This window comes from Cloacibacterium sp. (genome assembly GCF_047601505.1).
GTDB lineage: Bacteria > Bacteroidota > Bacteroidia > Flavobacteriales > Weeksellaceae > Cloacibacterium.
The window spans coordinates 1,480,828-1,502,986 of sequence record NZ_JASGJD010000001.1 but is presented as its reverse complement, the minus strand read 5'-3'; the positions used below and the strand labels follow the sequence as shown (position 1 = coordinate 1,502,986).

The window sequence follows — 22,159 nt, the reverse complement described above, 5'->3', positions numbered from 1 at the left end:
AATTCCTTTCTGGAAATCAGTTTATTCGGAGACATTTAACCCAAAAGATTTAATCAGTAAGCTGTATAAGTCATTTACAACTATATTACCGGCACCCATTTCTTTAAACAGACTCTTATCCGGTAAATCATCTTTAACGATAGTTATAAATTCTTCTAAATCATTTTTGATATTTTTCGGAAGATCAAAATTATTTTCATCATTTAACAGAAGAGCTAATCTGAAAACATCTCCTTTGTGTTTCTTTAACTGTTTTTCTTCTACCTTTTCCCCATTTTCTTTTCTGGCTTTATAATCCAAATATGCACGGGCTTTCAGACAAATCAATACTTCTGTATTGGCTTTATGAATGTTTTCTCCTATTTGACTATGTTCTATTGTGAAACTATAATAATCATCATTCATCAGTATAGCGGATAGACTTGAAATATCCGTATCTACAGGAATCGGCGTCAGATGAGATTCTTCTTCCAAAGAATCTAACAAATCCGGAATTCTGGAAAATAGCTCAATCTGAAAAGGATATTCTTCATTTTCGGGTTTCAAAAAACGGTAATACTTTCTATCCTCAGTACTTTTTTCTTTATCACCATAATTTCCCAAACTAATAAATTCCCAAAAATGTTTTACAAATTCCGGTGTGAGTGCTTCCACTATTAATATTATATCAATATCTTTTGTTGCTCTTGGTGTTAATCCTATTTCATTAATATTTATATCACAAGCCGTTCCTCCGATTATTACATAATTCTGCTCAAAATCTCTGAAATGTTCTCTAAAAATATTCAGTCCTCTTACCATATATATTTATTAATAATCTGTTCTAGTGCCATTTCTGTTCTTTCATCAATGAAATTATCTTTCATACTTAAATAAAGAGATAGGGGATCTACATTATTTTTTTTTGTAATCCCTTCAGATAGTAATAAAGGATCATATTTCCATACCTGAATAAAATAATTTCCATCTTCTTTATTTAGATTCATAAACTCTTTATTTTTTTTCATTTTATAGAATTCATTCCTTTCTACCGCACATCCATACTGATTTCCCGGATTCATATCTGTATATTCTTCCAAAGCTGTATAACCAGCTCCCAGAAAGTTTTCTGGTTTTTCATCTGTATATTCAACTCTAAATACCGGATTTACTAAATAGTTTTCTGCTTTTTTCCAAAGTTCCGGAATATCATCTATAAAAACAATGCGCTTTTCCTTGTTCCCTTCCACATTTATGAACTCCAAATCTTCCAGGTTTTTCACAGCTTTTGTAATTCCCATCTGAGTATATCGGAACTTTTCTGATAATACCCGGAAAGAATATTGTCTCAAATTATCCTCTCTATGTAAAATGTGATATAGGATTAATACCTGAGCAGAAGGCAGTAATGTTTCTGCCTTTTTATAATTGCTAAAATTCTGAAAATGGATTAATAAAGGAGCCAAAAATAATTGTTTGCCAGGAATGATAAAACTGATTTTATTTTCCAGCAATCTTTTTCTTACTGAGAAACTTATATTTTCAGCAACAACAGCTATTGGTACTTCTGTTATTCCGTGTATTATATCTATCTGTTTTGTGAGCTGTGTTATATTTAGTATTTCATCTTTTACCAGCATTAATATTACTTTCTGACCATAAAGTTGTGTAATATAAAACTCGTAATTATGCTTAAATACAAATGGCAACTGTTTAAGCACTTCTATATTTAGTTCTTTCAACAGCACCTTCTGCCCGATTACCTCATCTATGTATTCTATTAGTTCTTTCTGTAGCATAATAAACCTATTTACTTACAATAAACCTATTAAGTTTATTATGCAAATATAGGTTTATTATATTAATTATCAATAACTTTATCGTTAGCAATATCTATAACAGCATCATTTCTAAAACCCACATTTTCTCCATATTTAACATATCCCAATTGATTAGTAATTAGTTTAGTATGTCCAATAGTAAAATCTTTAGTATTACTATGATGATGTCCATATATCCAATAATCTATTTCAGTTCTTTTTATAACATCTTCTAATTCTACTGCAAAAGCTTCATTAATTATACTATCTTTATATTGATCCGGATAATGAAGAAAGGTTGGAACGTGATGCGTGATAACAATTTTCTTATTATCATTTTTAGAGGGAATCACATTTTTCAGAAAATCTAAATTTTCCTGATATAATACATTATAATCTTCCGTATTAAATAATTGGTTTCCTTTCTTAATTACTCTAAAATCTGATAATGATTGCTGAATGATAAAACGTTTTTTCTCTGAAACTTTCGACCAAAGTGTTGAAAATATTAATTCTGTATTTTCTATTTCTTTCACTTTGTTATTCAGAAGGAATACATTCTCTCTAATTCTTTCCTCAAAGCTTCCGGTTCTTTCGCTAATATCACTGTAATAATATTCGTGATTACCCGGAATCCAAAATACCTTTTTGAAATGGTTTGACAAATACGTTATGAAGTCCTGATGTTGATCTAAAACGGCAAATGGAATAATATCTCCTGCCAAAAGTAGTATTTCTGCTTTTGGCTGAATCGGGTTTTCTTTTAGGAAATTTTTATTGTCCAGAAATTCTAAATGTAAGTCTGAGCAGTACTGGAGGAGCATAAAAAATTAATTTTCAATTTCACTTGTTATTCTATTGATACATTCCCAAAGGTTATTCTTTACTTCTTTACTCCAAAATCTTAATATAGTCCATCCATTATTAGTCAGGTATTCGTTTACTTCCTTATCCCGTTCTATATTTCGTCCAATTTTTTTGTGCCAGAATTCCTGATTAGATTTTATCCTAAATTTTTGTGTTTCCCAATCTTTACCGTGAAAGAATTCACTATCAACAAAAATGGCTACTTTATGATTTTTAAAAGTTAAATCAGGTTTTCCGAAAACTGATTTATCATTCTTGCGATATCTATACCCTAAATGCCATAATGCTTTTGCCAAACGAACTTCATCTTTAGTTTCTGTTGCTTTTATAGCCCGCATATTTTTTGAGCGTTGCTCAGGGGTATGGACGTCCATAAATTAAGCTTTTATAATAGAATCATAAATTTCGTCTATGTTAAAATCCGGAGATCCTTGCCTAGAATAATAAAAAGAAAATCGCGCAACAATATCTTTAGTAAAGCTATTATTTACAGATGTTAATCTTGTGTAATTATTAATAGTTTCATTTTTAGGAACTGACTTCAACAATTGAAAGTCAATCAATCCAGCAGATATGTCTTTATAGTCAGGTAAAAAATGATATTTAGGGACATTATTTTTTATTAAATTTTTCAGTTTAGATGTAGCATTATTTTTTCTGTCTTTACCTATTTCAGCATCTTTAATGATTGACTTTAATTCTGAAATCAGTCCATTTTCTTTATGCTCTATTTCAACCAATAAAACATTTTCGGTTTTACCTTTGTGAGCTAAATCACAAGACGGAGTAAGTATAATAAATCTTTTTTGAGATTCATTTTCAATTAATACATCTCCTGTGAATAATATATTTTTAATAGGTGGCGTAATGTATATTTCTGCAGGATGATAATTCTCAAAATTTGATTCTGTTGTTAGTTCTAAATACTCTTGTATATGTAGTAAAATATATCTTAATAATACTTTATGTTTTTGTTCTGAAGTTCTTGAATCATCATTAATCCAGATATCCATTGAAGATGATAAATGCTCCCAAAATATTTTATTTAGATATTCATCTATTTTACCTTTCTTTCCTAAAATTTGTATAATGCCTGTATCATAAATCTCTTTTAATTCAGAAAGAACATTTTGAAAATTTCCATCTCTTGATCTTTTTTTAAAAAGAAAATTTTCTTCTCTTTCAATTTGGGAGATACTGCCAGAAACAATAAAAAGGGGAAATCTCAGTTTGTCAACAATTTCGTTTACCAATTCCATACCTTCTAATTCGATTGAATTGGAAGATAATTTTAAATCCACAATTGCTGCATCATAATCTGAACTTAACAATGCCTGCTTAGCATCTTCTAAATTATCAATGGCTAAAGTTGTAATTTGAAAGTCGTTTTTTTTGTTAAAAGAGTCAATTACATCTTCATAAAGCTGAATCTGACTTTTGTCATCTTCTACAATTAATAATTTCATAGTTTTTAGTTTTTTATTTTATTGTATTTTTACTTCTATTTTAAAAAAAGCACCATCTTCAGAATATATAGCCTTTAAATCACCATCATTTCTATCAATAGCTTCTCCAGCTATTGCAAGCCCAAGTCCTGTTCCTCCACCAGTTTTATTACTAAATTCAGGTTCAAAAATAACTTCATTTTCAATTAAATGTTTTTCTATACCTGGTCCTGAATCTCTATATTCAATAATAAGTAAATCATCTTCTTCATACACATTTATACTTATCTTTTTAGATTTATCTCCATTACTCTGCAACCAGTACAAACTATTATCAACCAGGTTAGTGAGAACAATATAAAAATCTTCTTTCCAACCATATACTGTTTGGTTGGTATCACAATTAATTTTCACTTCTATATCCTTTAAATATGGAAGAAATACATCTAAAACATTATTAATAGTATCAAGTAGATTAAAGTCTTTTTTACGATCTCTTTTTTTTGCGGACAATGGATCTAATTTTCCAAAAAGATTAATGAAAATTTGTCCTTGTTCTTCTACAACTGATAACCTATTAATTATTTTATCCAGCAGCTCCTGACTAAAATTATTTTCCAATTCTTTTGACCAATCATAAATTAAAGGTATTTGATTTTTAAAATATCCCAGAGGTTTTCGTCCTTCGTGCAAAACTACATTAACAATTTTTCCAACAGTAGCTTGTCCCTGATATAAAGCAATTACTTGTTTTAATTCATCTGCAATCTTATTACTCTTCTCCTCTTTGTCGGAAATTATTTTATTTATCTTATCCCTTTTATCTTTCTCGATACCTAAAACATCGAGTTCTTTATCAATTTTTTCTTGGAGATCCTTAAAATTATAGAGAGCTTTTATTTTTTCATTTATATCTCTATTACTTCTTCCTAACCCTACACTTTGTCTGTAAGCAAATCTTCTGTTTTCAAGTTCTTTCAAAACTTGTTTTGCTATTTCTCTCAAACCGAAATATTCTGCATTTTCTCTCAAACCATCTCTCGCAGATTTTTCAACTAGTCCGGAGGAATCCTCTGATTGTATATGAATAAATCCGATTACTTGGTCACAGCCTACTCTTAGCGACGGATTTTGAACTCTTTCGTTGTCTAAGTATAACCAATCAAATCCTGCATCCCCTAATGGTCTTATTCTAAAACCATTTCGGTAAACTCCGACACCATTAAATGTATCCAGAATAATGCGAGCCTCTCTTCTTCCCACATATTCACCTGTTAATGGATCCTTTAATCCTCTTTCTATTAGACCGTCAATAGAAGCAGGATCCCTATCGAATACTCTAAAATCTACCCTAAGTTCATCACAATAATTCTGCTTATTTTCATTTGAATCCTGATTAAGTAAAATCTTGAACTCCTTTAATTCTTCAATCGGAGAACCTTTAATTCTATTGTTTTCAAACTTTAACTTAGCAGTGCCATCCTTGGATACACTTCCTGCTATTCTATAATCGAATAACTCAAATAGTGGATATGGTTCTATTATTTCGGTGACATTTGAATAACCTTCAAAAGGGAAGTTTCCTAATTCAAGAATTATTTTGAACTGATCCTCATCTTCATTTTTTAGATCTTTTTCTATTGGAGGAATAAGTTTTTTTAATTCTGATTTTAAATTCTTTAATTGTTTAGCATCCCATTCATAAAGGTGATTTTCGTCACCCATTATAATTATTTCAGTGCCACTAGTTCTATTAGTTTTAAAATTTTCAATCAATACATCAACATCGCTTAGATATTTAGCATCCTCAAAATGTTGCCAAATTAAATATAAAGTAGTTAAGTCTCCAGATTCATCAATGGTTTGCAAAACCAAATCATCACCAATTATAGATGCAGAATAACGGCCAATTCCTTTTTTGCCTTGCATTATTCTTTTTTTCGGACTAAGTTTTCTATATAATTTATCATCAGTAGAAGGAACCATCCACTTATCTGTAACAGTTTCAAAAGACATTCCGTGACCTTCATCTTTTATGATAACTCTTATTCCTTTTAATATCTTTTCTTCATTTCCTTCAAAGATTTTCTTTTCAAAAGGTAATAATGAAACTTTACATACTGGAGAGTCTGCATCATAAGCATTTTTAACTAGCTCAACAATTGCTGCATATTTATCTTTTATAAGATCTTTGCCAATTGTAATGATATGTCTTCCTGCAGGTCTTATTTTATATAAACCATCTTTAATTTTAAATTCTTCGCTCATAATAGATCTTTCATTTTTTTTGCAATAGCATATGCCATTAACGGTGGAACGGCATTACCTATCTGTTTAAATGCGGCAGAACGCGAACCTTCGAAATAGAAATCATCAGGAAAAGACTGTAATCTGGCAGCTTCTCTCACCGATATAGAACGACATTGCTCTTCATCAGGGTGTATGTAATAATGTCCGTCTTTCGCTATGTGCGCTACAACTGTATGTGAGACTCCTGTTCCATTGACAACTTTAAATCTATCAATAAATGAATCTTCATTTTTATGTGTTTTTAATTTCTCCGGTAAGTCCGGATATTTTATTCTTATCTGCTCGTGATTCCACTTGTGAATAGCAGTTTTGTAAATAGCTAAATCCCTTTTGTTGTGAGGTCGGGAAATATGTTGGGTGACAAAATCAATTCCGTTTCGCAGATTAAATTTTTCAAGATACTTATTTTTTTTTTCTTTGTAACTTATATACTGATACCCCTCGCCAGGTTTTAATTTCGGTAAATCCTGAAATGCTTCATTTACGGTATATTTTTTTTCTGATTTTTCAAAATCGGGAAATCCAAAATCAGATTCTTTTTTCCATCCAATAATTATAATTCTCTTTCTAGCCTGTACAACTCCATAATCTGATGCATCAAGTGTAGCGTGATACACTTCATAACCAAGCTTTCTGAAATATGTTTTTAAGTTTTTAAAATGCTGCCCTTTATTTGCACTTAAAATTCCTGGAACATTTTCAAAAACGAATGCTTTAGGACTAAATTCTTTTAGAAATCTCCCGTATTGAATATATAATTTATTACGCGGATCATTTTCTATATTATCCTGGTGCCTTCCTAACAGGGAATATGCCTGACAAGGCGGACCACCAATTATTAAATCAATATTTTGTCTTTCTTCGCTGAGCTTTTTGAAAATTCTTTTTATTGAATTATCGTCTATTTCAACATTTATAACAGAATTTAAAATTTCATCCGGTATATTTTTGTAAAATTCTTCCCGGTTTATTTCCTTCTTTATATATCTATAATATACATCTAATTTTTTCTTTGATTTGAGATAATGATAAGCTGCTCTTGTTTTTATTGTAAAGCAGGCTTCTTCATTCATTTCAATATGAGCAATAGGATTAAATCCTGCATTAATAAAGCCTTCAGACATTCCGGATGCACCCGCAAACAGATCTATAAAATTTAGTTTACTCATTTTATTTTTTCAAGTTTCAAATGGCCATATAGTTTTTCTGCAATTTCTTCAACCGAAATTTCCAGAGCTAAAGCAATCAGGTATAACTCCTTAGCTTTCATTACAGTATTTTCATTTCTACTAAGTTCACTTAATCTTGCTGAACTTATTCCAGTTATTCTTGATATAGCAGATTTATTTACTAGTTTTTCTTTAAAAATTTTTCCCAAATTTGTCATCAAATATTTTTAGCTATTCAAATATATTCTTTATTTTCAATAATTCTATACATTTTTTTAGATTTTCTATAAATTATTTCATTTTAGCTTTAATATTTCTAGTTATCTGAACAAGTTAAACACCAAAAAATGCCGAAATAATATTGTAAAGCCATATGTAGATTGTTTATTTCACTCCATTATTTCTTAATTATTCAATATTCTTTTATCCATGTTTCAAAATCAAAGCTCTTCTAATATCACTTACATCAAATAAAAGTTTGTCCCAAAAATTTACCATAATTGGGACAAAAAAAATATACTGTTTGCGATTTATTACACATTTCGTAGTATATCGCAAATAGAATAAACTCGTTAAAAGTTCCTTGTAACTCCGAAGCAGCCTCGTTCATTTTCGTTTATCTCCAGAATTTTCGTCATATCCAAAAAGATTAAACATTTCTCTCATCTTGGAACGAAGACGATTGCCATATTGGGACTCGATTTCGGTAGCGGAGAGATTGGTGGTGAGGTGGGTAATGATTCCTTTTTCTACAAAAAGGTCATATCTTGTAAGAAGGATTTCCGCCATCACGTTACAGTCGTTGCCAAAGTATTTGGAAGTGGTTTCTGTGCCAAGATCATCAAAACAATAGGCTTTTGGGGTTCTGATGTCGTGACTAAAGTTGCCGTTGGAATATTTTTCTAAAATTTCATAACCGGATTGCATAAACTCTGACACAATATGACGGGTTGAAACAATACCATATTTTGATGCCAGGAAATCACAATATCGCAAAATTTTGAATAATGTTGTTTTTCCACAACCAATTGGTCCAGACAACAAAATCCCTTTGTTGAGGTCAAAATTCATTTCTTTTGCTACTAAATCATCTTTTAGCATCCACGCTACAAGAGCGAAAACAATTCCTTTTTCGGATTCTGAAATAATATATTCTTTGCCGATGAATTTTGACGCTTTTCTTCGGAACCAGGGAATAATTTTGTTGTAATCATAACGGCTCTCGATAACTTTTCTCGGTAGTTGCATTGAGATTGGATTTAGTTGTGGTGAGATTTTTTGTTGAGTTCTGAATGGCAGATTGCTTCGCTTCGCTCGCAATGACATTAAATTTTTTGGAATTCAGCAACCAATTTCTTGCAGCTGCCTGCCAATTTTTCATTTTGGATTTTCCACCGACTAACCAGCCATTGCTTTCGTAGTGATTGAAAAATTTTTCAGCTTCTTCCTGTGATGCTTCTTTTTCTGCGAAATACATTTGGATTTCGGAAATGTGAGGTGGATGGAAATTGGTTGTCGGTTGATGGTTGTTAGTTGATAGAGACGCTTCGACTCCGCTCAGCGTGACAGCGTGTGAATCTGAGATTGCTTCGTCATTTCGCTTTGCTTCATTTCTCGCAATGACAGTTTCGGGTGGGGTTACAATAGTTTTATTGTTTACTATGTTTGTATTGTTTATAGAAGGTATCAATGCTTGTCTATTACTTGTATCGTTTTTGATATAGTGCTGGTTCAATACTTGTTCGGAGGTTGTTTGTTTTTTGCTATACTTCTTGTTCAAATGCTGAACATCTGAATTTTCAAAGTTGTAGAGATTTACCAAACTGCCTTTATATGGATTAAACGACTGAATGTATTCGATATAGCCAAAATTTTGCAGTTCTTTGATACATTTGTGGTATGTTCCCAAAGCTGAGATTTTGCTTAACCTCATCATTTCGTTTCGGGAAATACTGATTGGGGTTTGGAAATGGTTGATATTCCAAAACTGAAATAGTGCGAGATACAAACTGATATGTGTTGGGTTCAGGCGTTCATCCTGTTGGATTTTGTCGTAGAAGCCTGTGAGGTGGCGGATGTATCATAGTAGTTGATGGTTGTCGGTTAATGGTTGATAGACTCATCGACAGGCTCAGAGTGACAGATTCCTCGTTCCTAGGAATTATACAGATTGCTTCGTCGTCGTTCCTCTTTCTCGCAATGACATTATTTTTCGTTGAAGAGCTTTTCTATATCCTGATAGTTGTAGTAGATTGTTCCACCAACTTTGGAGTATCGTAATGTTCCATTTATACGGAGGTTTTGCAGAGTTCCTGATGAAATCTTGAGGAGTGCTTTGACTTCTGAAGAACGAAGCCATAATTTCTGCTCTGATGTCTTGATATGAAACAAACTTTTAATTTCTTCCAGCAATTCGGTTTTGAATTCATGAAGATCTTCTTTGGTGATGATGCTGACTGCCATAATTTTAATTTTTTGTTTGTTGATGGATTCTTTCAACCTTCTATGGCAAAATTGTGCGTTTTGAATGATTCTAATTCACAACGGAGGTCGTGTTGGGTATGAATTTTTATCAAAAAGATTCATCTGTATCGTCCATTCTTTTAAGAAGATTGGTTTTCAGTGTGTCTAGAAACTTAGTCCGATTTTCTTTTCTTGCCCTTATTTCAAGGAAGTTACGGCGATATTACCCAAGATCTAAACTGAAATTATCCTCAAAAAATTCTGCTATCATTTTCAAGTCTGCAGAGCCATTATTGAAAACTCCTTCGGTTTGAAGAGCATATAATAATTCTGTTAACGCTATTTTTGAGCCTGTCCATATCAATTTTGCGTTGGGGTTGCGTTGGGTAATCAATTTATTGCTTTTCCTATCCAAAAGTTTTATACAATCTTCCAAATAAAGCTGCAGCAGATCGTGAGCTAAAATCTTCGCTATTTTAAAATCGTGGGAGGCGGTAAAGTTAAGGTCGGCTTCATAGTAGAAATTATCCAGACTCTGTTTAATGTCAAAAGAACTTCTTACGAAATATTTATAATCAAGATATGTACTTTTGGTTCTGTAATATTTATAGAAATCGAGGTTATCATCAAAGTATCTTTTGAGTTTTTCAAGTTCATTATTGTAATACTTCTTTAACCCGTTGTGCATTTTAGATAATATTGACTTTTAAATTATTGATATTTCGCTTGAAATAGACTTTATTGATGAATTGCACAACGGTTAAAGCTGTTATTTTAGCTAATATTCTGGTTTTAAATCCCTCAAAACTCTTTGCATAATTACGTCTAATCATAAATTGGTCACATAATTGCGAAAACAGTGTCTCAATTCTCTTTCTCTGTTTTTTGAACAAATAAAATTGAGGTCTGTAATCTTTCTGATTCACTCTTTTGGGCGTTTCTAATTCTATATTTGCATAATTGAATAAATCAATTTGAATTTCAGATGACAAATATCCTTTATCCCCAAGTAATGTACAATCTGACAATTGTTCTTTAATATCTTTTAAATAGTGAATGTCGTGAACAGAGGCTGGACTTAAATCGATACTTTGGAAAATTCCACTTATAGAACAAACCGCATGAAGTTTGTAACCATAAAAATGCATTTGTTGGGAGGCACAAAAACCTCTGTTTGGATAACAATATTAAGCATCTTTACAAATTTTTGAGGTGTGACTTCTGGAAAGTTTGCAAACTTCTACAGGCATACTATCAATGATAAAGAACTTCTCATGTTCGTTAAAACTTCTTGCCAGTTTCATTCTTATTTCATTAATCTTACTGGCTAATCTGCGTTTCCGTCGATTATAGACACTTCGATCTATTTTTTGCCCAAGTGTATCGGGGATATGGCGAAAAAGATGGTTTTCACTATCAATTCCCATAAATTCAGCAGTTAGAACGAGACTAATCAATTCCAAATCTTTTAGTTTTGGCACTCGTCTTTGATAAGATAGAAGATTTTCACTGGATATTTTTCTTAAAACTTCCAAAATTGACTCCGTCGAACCACTTCGTTGGTTTCTTTCGTAATTTGCTTGCAAGTTGTTCATTGTAAATGTTTTGTGGTAAAAACAATTTACTGATTTTAAATCGAATGAACAACTTTATTCTTTTTATTCATAATGCACAACGGGTTTATTTAATATTCTAGTACTACCCGATGGTTTTTTGGTTTCTATCCTATAAACTGAATTATAATAAATCCGTTTAGAGGTGAACTGAGGTTTTATTTCCTTAAAGAAATGAATTTCTTCACTTACAGATTTAAAAACAGTCCTCAAAATTTCCTTTTTTACATTTTGTATTGTTGTAATAATAACCTCAACAGACTTTTCACATTTTAGCACAGCATCATCTATCTCAAGGTCTATGAAATTAAGTTGTTCATTAATTTTCTTAAGCTCCATTAAAAAATTTTGTTTCATAATTTTTTATCCTGAAAAAATTGTCTTAAAAAGAAATTAATATAACACAAAAACTAAATATATAATTGACTAATACTCTCTAATTCATTCAATAACAAAACACAGAATCAAAAAGTTCGAAGTCTTGAACATAAACCCGAAAGACCAGATATTATTATATTGAACTCAATTTTCTCAAGTAAAAGTGAAGTTAAAAATCATAAACGAATCCTCCTCCAATTGTTCATTACCTAAAAAAATTAAAGAGGCATTGTGAAAAAACTATTATTCTTTATTAAAAAATAAAATTTCTAAAGAATTAAATTAAAAAAGAGACTGTCTTTTAAGACAATCTCTAAAAAACAATGATAACATAGAGAATAATACATACAAAAAATCAATACCTTTCTGATTACAAACAAACTTTACTGTCTAGTTAAAATAAAATCTTTTCTATCTTTACCAACGCCTTTTATCATCAGCTTTTTCCAATGTTTAGGAAGGGCCGTTTTGTGTTGAATAATTCCATTTTCTGTAATTTCTAGACCACCAAATCCATTGATGAATGTTTGTAAAATTCCGCCAGCACCTGTCATAAAGTAAGGATTGGAACTAGTCGTGGTTTCCGCTAACACGCCAAAAGGTGGTCTTTGGTTCGGTTGGTATGCTTTTTTGAAATAGAAATATGCTTTTTCTGCATCTCCCAATCTGGCATACTGAACGGAAAAAACCGAAAATGTCATCGCCGGACCATTGTTTTCATCGACTTTTCCAGAGTAATAGGATAAATCTTTTTTTATCTGGCCATCGTCATTAATAATTCCTAAAGGATAAGCCAATAGATTCGCATCAGCTTGCTTTATCATTTGTCCATTATAGCCTTTGTATTCCAACGTTATGCCGTTCAACATTTTGTTAATGACCAACTTTTCACTGATTTGCCTCCAAATTTCAGGTGCTTTTTTACCACAAATAATAGCTGCTTGGGAAGCATATTCCATGGCTTTTTTGGCAACTGCGTTGGTAAAAGCATTATCGTCCACGCCTTCTGCATATTCATCGGCCGCAATCACATAATTGATAGAATAGGTTCCGTCAGAGTTTTTTACCGCTCTGGACGTCCAGAATTCAGCGATTTTCTGCAACACCGGAAAACCTTCTTTCATCAACCAATCTTTATCTTTCGTCATCTGATAATAATTCCAGAACGCAATAGCGACATCGGCAGTGATATGATGTTCAAACTGTCCTGTCAACGCATTAATCGGCGTTGCTTCTTCGCCTTTGTCATCCGATTCCCAAGGAAACATTGCGCCTTTGTAACCATAAGATAGTGCGCGGTTTTCTGCAGCTCGCAAACGGTCGGTTCGGTAATCAATCATAGATTTGGCAATGCCCTGATTCATAAAAAGCATCGGCGGGTACATCCAGATTTCGGAATCCCAAAAGATATGTCCGCTGTAAAAAGTTCCGGACAATCCCATTGGAGAAATGCTCAACCTCGAATTTTCCAAGGCATTAGAATAGAGATTAAACAAGGCTGACCTTGCCACCAATTGGGCTTCATCATCGCCTTCCACCTCAATATCACCTTTCCAAAGCTTGTCCCAAAGCGCATAATGTTCATTCAGGATTCGGTCTGTTCCTAAAAACGAAACATAAATCACTTCTCGTTCGGCTTCACTTTTCGGATCGTTGAAATCCCGTGTTGTACAAACTGAACCTACCAAAGAAAACTTAATGGTCTCCCCTTTCTTGATTTGACCTTCAAGGATATTTTTCTGTTGATTTTCATTTCTGACCGTCAGTTTATTTCTGTCAAAAATAAATTCGGACGAAGCTACCACATTATGGGCTTTTTTAACAGAAGACGCTTCGGTTTCCAAAATCATTGCTTTACCGCCATCCAGACCAACATTCGCTGTTACCAAACGGTTTTTAATATCGATATAGCCGCCAGGAATATTCATTTGGTTAAGGCATTGAATGCTGATATTGTCTAAAGCTTTGACTTCAATTTCAATCAATCCGGAATAAGGTAAATTCCTGAGTGCTGCAATATGATATTTAATTTCCGCTTTACCCGGAATGGTAAAAGAGGTGCTGTGAATGGCTTTTTTCATATCAATCGACTGTTTCCAATTGGTAATGGATTTGGAGTCGACTTTCTGCTGATTCACCACCATTTCCAGATGAAACGGATTGATACCCTGCAAAGCCTGATTTACGCCAGCATCACCAATATCAAATACGTGATTCAGCATCACGTGCTGCACAGAAAACGGCTCTTTCCAAGGAAGAATCCCTATTTTTCCGCTGGCTATGGGCGCACCGACATAGTTGTCGGTGCTGGTTGCCTCAATAGTCCAGAGTGATTTTTTCTGCTGCGCATGGAATGTCGTCACACATAATAGGGCGATCAAAACTATTTTACAGCATTTGTTTTTACGCATTATAAAAGGTTTACAATGATTTTAAATCTTTAATTTCTGCTTTATCTTTTACCGGAACAATGCTGATGGCATAACCGCCGCCTGGAACAGAAAGTTGCTCTAATTTTGATTTGCTGGTTACCAACACTTTTCGGATGTTGTAAGCCTGTGTATTTTTAAGATAATCGGCATCTTTAGCATCAGAATAAATTGTTGCAATGTATTGTTTGCCTTTATCCAAGAAATCAAAAGAAATTTTTGATTTGAAAGGCTTGTAACCAGAAACATTTCCTACAAACCATTTGTCAGTACCTTTTGCTTTTCTGGCTACAGTAATATATTGCCCGGGTTCAGCTTCAAGATACTTGCTGTCATCCCAATCTACTGCTACATCTTTGATGAATTGGAAAGCATCTGAGAATTTTTCATAATTTTCTGGGAAGTCAGCTGCCATTTGCAAAGGGCTGTACATTGTAACATACAACGCCAATTGGTTGGCTATCGTTGCATTAACGTGCGACCCGTTGGTAACATCCATTTGGAAAATTCCCGGTGTATAATCCATTGGGCCACCAATTAGCCTGGTGAAAGGTAGCAATGTAACGTGATTTGGATTGTTTCTATCATTCCCGAATGCTTGATATTCTGTACCTCTTGCAGATTCGTTACCAATAAGGTTAGGATAAGTTCTGGCAATCCCTGTCGGACGAACCGCCTCGTGTGCATTCACCATAATTTTATAATCTGCTGCTTTTTCTATGGCATATTGGTAATGGTTGTTTGTCCATTGGCTGTAATGTGTTTCACCAACAGGAAGGATGTTTCCTACATAACCACTTTTCACCGCATCATAGCCGTATTTGTTCATCAGTTTGTAAGCTGCATCCATATGGCGTTCGTAGTTTCTGATAGATCCCGAAGTCTCATGGTGCATAATCAGCTTAATGCCTTTGGAATGGGCATAATCGTTCAAAGCTTTTATATCGAAATCCGGATAAGGTGTTACGAAATCAAAAACGTAATCTTTATCGTTCCCGAACCAGTCTTCCCAACCGGTATTCCAGCCTTCTATCAAAACAGCAGCAAAACCATTTTTCGCAGCAAAATCAATATAACGTCTTACGTTGGCATTGTTGGCGCCGTGTTTTCCGTTTGGTTTTGCTTTGCTGTAATCCGTAACGCCTAGCTGTACAGAGGGAAATTCATCGGTGTAAGACCAACTGCTCTTACCAGAAATCATTTCCCACCAAACCCCCACGTATTTTGTTGGTTTGATCCAAGATGTATCCGTGATTTTGCTAGGATCATTCAGGTTATAAGTCATTTTGGATGCTAAGATATTTCTGGCATCGTCGCTCACGATAATGGTTCTCCAAGGTGTGTGGCGTGGCGCCTGCATTTTACCTTTATCCCCATGAGAATCCGGTGTTAACCAAGATTCAAACACTAGGTTTTTATCATCCAAATTAAGGTGCATACAAGAATAATCTATTAAAGCTGCTTCGTGCAGGTTGATATAAATACCATCTGCTGTTTTCATCATCAAAGAAGTCTGAACACCAGTTGGCGAAAATGAAGTTTGAGACACATTTCCTTTTTCATAAGATTTAGACATCAGCCCTCTGACTTCTGACAATTTTGATGTTGTATAGTTGTACTCCTGCGTATCATAATCGCCGGGAATCCAATACGCTGTATGATCGCCCGTCATCGCAAACTGAGTTTTCTCTTCTTTTATGGTGAAATAAACCAGATTTTTTTGTTGAGGAAACTCGTAACGGAAACCTAATCCGTCATCAAACAAACGGAAACGAACATCTACCAAGCGGTCTGTTCCGCTTTGTTTTAGGTGAATCAAAATCTCGTTGTAATGGTTGCGGATGGTTTTTGTTTCACCCCAAACTGGCGTCCAAGTTTCATCAAACTTGGCTGTTTCTGAACCAGTGATTGCAAAATTGTTGTTCAAAAAATTACGGGCATCATTTGCAGGTGCATCTTTGGTTTTCAGCTCAAAGCCCAATTTACTCGGTTTAATGATTTCTTTACCCTTATAGTTAAGTTGATAGGTAGGGAAACCACCATTCTGAATAGAAAAATTCATCACAATTTTTCCGTCTGGAGATTGGAGCTGTTGTGCAAAAACAAGGCTTACAAAATTTAATGCAATAAGCAATAATAACTTCTTCATTTTCTATTAATTATTTATTTTAATATTTATTTTTTTTCTTTGATCTGGTGTTTTCACCAGCAATTTTTTCCCATTTTCATCCCAGCTCCATTGTTGCGAGAAATCATTATCAATATTTAATTTTTCCAACGGAATCCAAGTTGCTACGCTTCCATTGATATAAACCGAAGTTGGTTTTTTATCACTCAAGATACTGAGAACAAAATTTCTTTTATCAGACTGATGAAACCCTTTATCTTCAGGTGAAATATCAATGTTATAACCGATTGAAACCGTCGTACAAATGATGTTTGTCAATGAAAAAATACCTTTGAGATAATCCTGATTTTCTCCCTCATCTTCATACAATGTGAAACTTGCTTTCTCATCTTCATAATTCGGGAAAACATGGAAGGTTATGGGATAATCTTTTCTCTCACCAATGTATTGCATAATAGGCATCATCGGCACAATTGACCCTTTTTTTACAAAAATCGGGATGGTGTTGAGCGGTGCTTTGTAAGGCAGTTTTTCGCCTCCAAGATATTCGGTTTTTTTATCGTTAAAATCGATCCATTCGCCATCCGGGAAATAAACCCGTTTTACCCTTTCCCCTTTTTTGAGAATTGGTGCCACAAGAATCTCTTCGCCGAACATAAACTGATTGTCGATTTTTGCGGCTTCCAAATCTTTAGGATATTCCATAAAAAGACCTCTTGTAATCGGCAATCCCGTATCGTGTGCTTTTCTGGAATAAGTGTATAAGTAAGGAAAAAGTTGGTATTTCAGTTCGATGGCGGCTTTGGTATTTTTCTCTGCCACTTCTCCAAATTTCCAAGGTTCTACTACATTGTCCCCTTCGTGGTGAGCACGGCTAAGCGGACAAAACACGCCAAACTGCATCCATCTTGTATAGAGTTCTGCCATTGCTGGATAATCTGTAATATCTCCGCAATAGCCAGAAATATCGGTTGTCCAGAACGGGATTCCTCCCAAACCTGCGGAAATACCAACAGCAACCTGATTTTCCATTTGTGACCAACCGTCGAGAACATCGTTCCCGTTTCCGCTGTCGTTAGTCCAACCAAATGTGTAACGCTGCAAACCGGCATAAGCCGAGCGCGTCATCTGGAAAATACGCTTATTAGGATTTCTCTTATCAAACTGCTCTTTTACCACTTTGTCCCAAGTTAATCCAAAAACATTGTGAATCTCATCGTGCATCCCAAGATGGTGTTTCATATTCAGTCTATCGGTATCTTCCTCATTGCTCCAAGCTGGCTCGCCCATATCTGTCCAAAAGCCGCTGACCCCATCATCCAATGGTTTTTGCTGATATTTTCCCCACCAATCTGCCACGGCAGGAAGTGTAAAATCGACAACACCACAGTTTCCACCCCATGGCCACGGCATTTCGTAAGCTTTGTCTGTGCGGACATCTTTTACAAAATAACCCAGTTTGTTGGCTTCTATGTATTGTCTATTATCTTTTTTTGAAATAACGGGATCTTGTGAGACAATCATTTTGAAACCATTGGATTTCAATTTTTTCAGCATTCCTTTCGGATCTTTGTAATTGCCTTTTCTCCATTCGAAATCCTGAAGATTCTGCGTCCAGCCAATATCCTGATAAATCACATCAATCGGAATTTTGCGTTTACGGAATTCTGCCGCCACTTCCAGCGCCTGATCTTCTCTGGTGTACAAACCACGGCTTTGTGCAAAACCAAGTGCCCATTTTGGAGGCATTATCGGTTGTCCTGTCAACGTGATGTACTGTTTCTGAATATCTTTATAATCTTTCCCGAAAATAAAATAATAGACAAATGCGCCATTCGGAGCTTCGAAGGAATAATAATCATCTGATTCTGTCCCGAATTTGAACTCGCTTTTATAAGTGTTATCAAGGAAAATCCCATAATTATAACTGCTCATAAAAAACGGGATACTCTTGGCAATCGGGTCTTCTGTGGTAGAGTAACAAGGTTTGTCGCTGTTCCACATTTTGTAATTTTTGCCTCTTCTGTTGAGCGTTCCTGTTTTCTCGCCCAAACCAAAAAACTGCTCATCGCTTCTTAGGTTTTTGTAAGATTTTATACCTATCCCGTTTGGGACATTTCCTTTGTCGTTATAATCGCTAAAAACCAGTTTCTGATATTTGTCAAAAATCTGGAGTTGCATAGGATTTTTGTTGACGCGGATTCTTAGTTTTGAAGTAAAGATCTCGTAGGCAGAAGGTTCTTCGTTCACTGATATATCGCTGACATTTTCCAATTGATCATTAACTATCGCAAAAGATGGATTCTGACGAGAGAACTTACCTAACTGGTCGAACCAAACTTTCACAACAGAGCTGCTGTTGATTGTTAACGAAAGCTTTGAGCCATCTTTGCAATTAAATATAACCTGATTTCCTTTTTTTGAATAAGAAATGCATTCATTAGCTGAAATTATTGATGTAGAACAGATTAATGATATAATTAGAAAACACAATTTTTTTATCATTATTTTTATTTTTCAGTTATAGAAATTAGAATAATTTTAAAGAACATAAAAAATCACATGGCTATAAAGCCATGTGACAACATGTGAAAAACTACTTAATTTCAAGCAAATTAGTATCTAAATTTAAAGTAATAGTATGTGTCCCTGAATCTCCAGCATTAACTTTCCATTTATAATCAGTTGCATCTCCACCAGCACATTTCACTCTTTCCTGAAAAGCGCCATTAGAAATACTTTGATCCGGAGAAACAGCTACCAATTCGGTTCCGTCACACCAAGTTGTATTGAATTTGGTAAATTTAAAAGCACCAGCCTTAAGGTTACCTGTCCAAGTGTAAACACTACCGTTTTTCTGCATTGGGGATAAAGTTCCCATATTCCAGCCGTTAGGAGTAGCATCACCAATTAAATAAACATTAATTGGTTCGAATTTTATGGTATTATCTGCTGTATTAAGTGTAATTAAATATCTCCCAGCATCTGCAGAGGTTACTTTCCAGCTATTATCACCAGTACATCCAGAGTTTTGTACCATACCAGTAGCTACAAGATCTTGATTATTTACAAGTGGACGATACCATTGTCCGCACCAATCTCCTCTTGTACCGGTAAGAAATTTGAAATTACCTTCCTTGAGGCTACATTCTATAGTGAAAATAAACGGGTTACTTAGATCTTGCTTCAGAGCGACCGGATTATTAACATCCCAACCACTTGGTGATGTATCACCTACAATCCAAACATCAGAGAATTGAGGCCCATTCATTTTGTCTATTTTAATAGTATTTTCTAAAACATTTACTGTAACCTTATACAAACTCGCTATATCAATTGTCCATTGTAAATCTGTACCATTACCGCCTTGATTATATACAATCTTTCCATCGTCACTAGGATCTCTGTTGTAAAAATCTTGACACCAGCAATCGTTTTTACTTACTGTAAATTTAAAATTACCAGCTTTCAGTTGTCCATAATAAACAAATTCAGTTGGGTTGTTTGCATTTTGTGTAAGTTCTGTGGCATTCGTAATATCCCATCCATTTAGTGTTGCATCTCCAAGAATGTATAATGTTTTGGTAAATGGTTTAAAAGGTGTAAGGGTAAAATCTGTTATTGCAACTTGAGGTTTTATGGTTTCATTAGTAAAAGTAGCAGTAATACGAACCTGCATATTTATGGCATTACCAGGCGTAGCGCCAAATTTTTCAATCAGCATAGTATTAAGATCACCGATAGGAATTTCGTAAGAATATACATTTTTTCCAATTTCATAAGTTTGAGCATTAGAAAAATTATTTTCTTTTTTATCAATCTCTAGTTTATATGAAATTGCTGAACTAGTTCCTTGATTGTTTGCTGGTGTCCAAGTAAATGCAAATTTAGAGTTGAACATATTAGGAAGCAATTCGCTTATTTCAGATGTTTTTATTGATAATTCACTAGTCTCAAAATTTTCCTGATTGAGTTCCTCTCTACATGCAATAGCTACTAGTAATAGCATAGACATAATCCATAAAAACTTCTTATTCCAGTTTTTTATAATTTTAATTGATTTCATAATTATTTATTTTAATATCCAGGATTTTGTGTGAGATTAGGATTTCTATCTCTTTCTATTTGAGGAATAGGCAATACAAGATGCTTGTTTGCTGCATTAGTTTTTCCGATAGAATGGAGAAAATCTAACCCGTATTGTCCATTATTTACACGAATAAGATCAAACCATCTTTGCCCTTCAAAAGCAAGCTCCATTCTTCTTTCGTGCAAGACTTTTTCTCGGAATGCAGCTTGTGAAAGTCCAGAGGTAACATTTGGCAACCCGGCTCTGGTTCTAACAGTATTAAGAGGAGCCAACGCCAGAGAAGTTTGTCCTAATTCATTAAGAGCTTCTGCTTTCATTAATAAAACCTCTGCATAGCGCATTATTGGAAAGTTAAGCGGGCTATTGTCATAGGATGGGAATGCAGACAGGGGAACTAAAAATTTTTTAACATTATATCCTGTAAGAGAATAACTTGCTTTATATTCTTTACCATCATAATATGGACATCCTTGGTAGAAAATAGTTTTATCTTTTCTTTTGTCTCCTACTTCGTAGCTATTTACAAATTCCTGAGTTGGTTGATTCCAGCCCCATCCACCACCTACGAAATTAGAACCACGAGGTCCCATAAATGTACTAGCCCATGAAGCCTGATTTTCATTACTCCAAAAATCATAACCACCATCAGAGGCATATTGTACTTCGAAAAGAGATTCTACGGAATTTTCTGTATTAACATTAAAATTGTCTGAATAGTCTGTATTAAGAGCATAGCCCATCCCTTCTAATTGTGTAGTAAGTTCTACTACTTTTTGCCAATTTCCCAAAGTAAGATATACTTTTGCTAAAGCACCAATTGCAGCACCTTTGCTTGCTCTTCCTTTGTCATTACTGCTATATTGTTGTTTTGTTGGTAAAAACTGGATTGCTTTTTCCAAATCTGAAATAATCAAATTATAAATTTCTGCTTTTGGAGCTCTAGCAGGATATAAATCACCATTTACATCTTGTGGTTCTGTAACTAAAGGAACATCACCAAAAAATCTCACCAAAATAAAATAATAATGCGCTCTTAAAAAATATGCTTCTCCCAAAGATCTATTTCTAAGGGTATCATCAATATTTAAAGTAGGTGCTGTTTTAATAATAATATTTGATGAAAGAATCCCCGGCCATGGACCTCTCCAAAGGTCTAAAACTCCTTGATTATCTGTACTTGTAACAAAATTAGAGAGTTGCGTGGTTTCAATACCATCATCTCCACCTCCAGCACCTACAATACTGTTACCTGCGAAAATATCACTTGTCCACATTCTCATATTATAAAGCTTGGGACGTTGTAATGGCTGATAAGCACCATTAACCAATGTTGAAAGTTCTTCAGCAGTTTTGGGATAATTTCCGGTATTAATGGTATCCGGCTGTGTTTTATCTAAAAAATCATCATTACAATTTATCATTGTAAGAGTGAAAAAGGCATATAATACAATTTTTATTTTTTTCATTT

17 protein-coding genes and 2 pseudogenes are annotated in these 22,159 nt (G+C 34.0%); all 19 read right to left on the bottom strand.

Annotation, left to right across the window (positions count from 1 at the left end; genetic code table 11):
* Window positions 1-21: 21 nt before the first annotated feature.
* Window positions 22-801, bottom strand: coding sequence for a hypothetical protein (locus tag QM746_RS07065; protein ID WP_414983572.1), 780 nt, complete (start codon window positions 799-801; stop codon window positions 22-24).
* Window positions 795-1,778, bottom strand: a complete 984-nt coding sequence (locus QM746_RS07060) for a MarR family transcriptional regulator (RefSeq protein ID WP_414983571.1) — start codon at window positions 1,776-1,778, stop codon at window positions 795-797. The genes QM746_RS07065 and QM746_RS07060 overlap by 7 nt, the downstream gene beginning before the upstream one ends.
* 62 nt (window positions 1,779-1,840) lie before the next feature.
* The gene (locus tag QM746_RS07055; RefSeq protein WP_414983570.1) at window positions 1,841-2,623 is read right to left on the bottom strand and encodes a metallophosphoesterase; all 783 of its coding nucleotides are present in this window, start codon (window positions 2,621-2,623) and stop codon (window positions 1,841-1,843) included.
* A 6-nt stretch (window positions 2,624-2,629) separates the two neighbouring features.
* Window positions 2,630-3,040, bottom strand: coding sequence for a very short patch repair endonuclease (locus QM746_RS07050; RefSeq protein ID WP_414983569.1), 411 nt, complete (start codon window positions 3,038-3,040; stop codon window positions 2,630-2,632).
* Between the two features lie 3 nt (window positions 3,041-3,043).
* Window positions 3,044-4,132 (bottom strand): hypothetical protein, encoded by a 1,089-nt coding sequence (locus QM746_RS07045; RefSeq protein WP_414983568.1) that lies wholly within the window; start codon window positions 4,130-4,132, stop codon window positions 3,044-3,046.
* A gap of 18 nt (window positions 4,133-4,150) precedes the next feature.
* Window positions 4,151-6,379, bottom strand: coding sequence for an ATP-binding protein (locus QM746_RS07040; protein WP_414983567.1), 2,229 nt, complete (start codon window positions 6,377-6,379; stop codon window positions 4,151-4,153).
* Complete coding sequence (locus QM746_RS07035) at window positions 6,376-7,590, bottom strand: DNA cytosine methyltransferase (RefSeq protein ID WP_414983566.1); 1,215 nt, start codon at window positions 7,588-7,590, stop codon at window positions 6,376-6,378. Before QM746_RS07035 ends, QM746_RS07040 begins: the two co-directional genes overlap by 4 nt.
* Complete coding sequence (locus tag QM746_RS07030) at window positions 7,587-7,808, bottom strand: helix-turn-helix domain-containing protein (RefSeq protein ID WP_414983565.1); 222 nt, start codon at window positions 7,806-7,808, stop codon at window positions 7,587-7,589. Before QM746_RS07030 ends, QM746_RS07035 begins: the two co-directional genes overlap by 4 nt.
* A gap of 388 nt (window positions 7,809-8,196) precedes the next feature.
* Entirely contained in the window at window positions 8,197-8,838 is a 642-nt protein-coding gene (locus tag QM746_RS07025; RefSeq protein ID WP_414983564.1) for an ATPase, read from the bottom strand.
* Entirely contained in the window at window positions 8,801-9,499 is a 699-nt protein-coding gene (locus tag QM746_RS07020) for a hypothetical protein (protein ID WP_414983563.1), read from the bottom strand. The genes QM746_RS07025 and QM746_RS07020 overlap by 38 nt, the downstream gene beginning before the upstream one ends.
* Before the next feature lie 296 nt (window positions 9,500-9,795).
* Window positions 9,796-10,053 (bottom strand): helix-turn-helix domain-containing protein, encoded by a 258-nt coding sequence (locus QM746_RS07015; RefSeq protein ID WP_414983562.1) that lies wholly within the window; start codon window positions 10,051-10,053, stop codon window positions 9,796-9,798.
* A 109-nt stretch (window positions 10,054-10,162) separates the two neighbouring features.
* Window positions 10,163-10,741 (bottom strand): annotated as a pseudogene (locus QM746_RS07010) (RteC domain-containing protein).
* Window position 10,742: 1 nt separating this feature from the next.
* Window positions 10,743-11,648, bottom strand: a pseudogene (locus QM746_RS07005) (IS982 family transposase).
* A 63-nt stretch (window positions 11,649-11,711) separates the two neighbouring features.
* The gene (locus QM746_RS07000; protein ID WP_414983561.1) at window positions 11,712-12,023 is read right to left on the bottom strand and encodes an RteC domain-containing protein; all 312 of its coding nucleotides are present in this window, start codon (window positions 12,021-12,023) and stop codon (window positions 11,712-11,714) included.
* A 404-nt stretch (window positions 12,024-12,427) separates the two neighbouring features.
* Window positions 12,428-14,455, bottom strand: a complete 2,028-nt coding sequence (locus tag QM746_RS06995) for a glycosyl hydrolase family 95 catalytic domain-containing protein (RefSeq protein ID WP_414983560.1) — start codon at window positions 14,453-14,455, stop codon at window positions 12,428-12,430.
* A gap of 10 nt (window positions 14,456-14,465) precedes the next feature.
* On the bottom strand, window positions 14,466-16,622 hold the full coding sequence (locus QM746_RS06990) for a glycoside hydrolase family 97 protein (protein ID WP_414983559.1): 2,157 nt from the start codon (window positions 16,620-16,622) through the stop codon (window positions 14,466-14,468).
* 6 nt (window positions 16,623-16,628) lie between these two features.
* A complete protein-coding gene (locus QM746_RS06985) occupies window positions 16,629-19,106 on the bottom strand; it encodes a glycoside hydrolase family 31 protein (protein ID WP_414983558.1) in 2,478 nt (825 codons plus the stop codon).
* A gap of 91 nt (window positions 19,107-19,197) precedes the next feature.
* Window positions 19,198-20,667 (bottom strand): SusF/SusE family outer membrane protein, encoded by a 1,470-nt coding sequence (locus QM746_RS06980; RefSeq protein WP_414983557.1) that lies wholly within the window; start codon window positions 20,665-20,667, stop codon window positions 19,198-19,200.
* Window positions 20,668-20,678: 11 nt separating this feature from the next.
* Entirely contained in the window at window positions 20,679-22,157 is a 1,479-nt protein-coding gene (locus QM746_RS06975) for a RagB/SusD family nutrient uptake outer membrane protein (protein ID WP_414983556.1), read from the bottom strand.
* Between the last annotated feature and the right edge of the window lie 2 nt (window positions 22,158-22,159).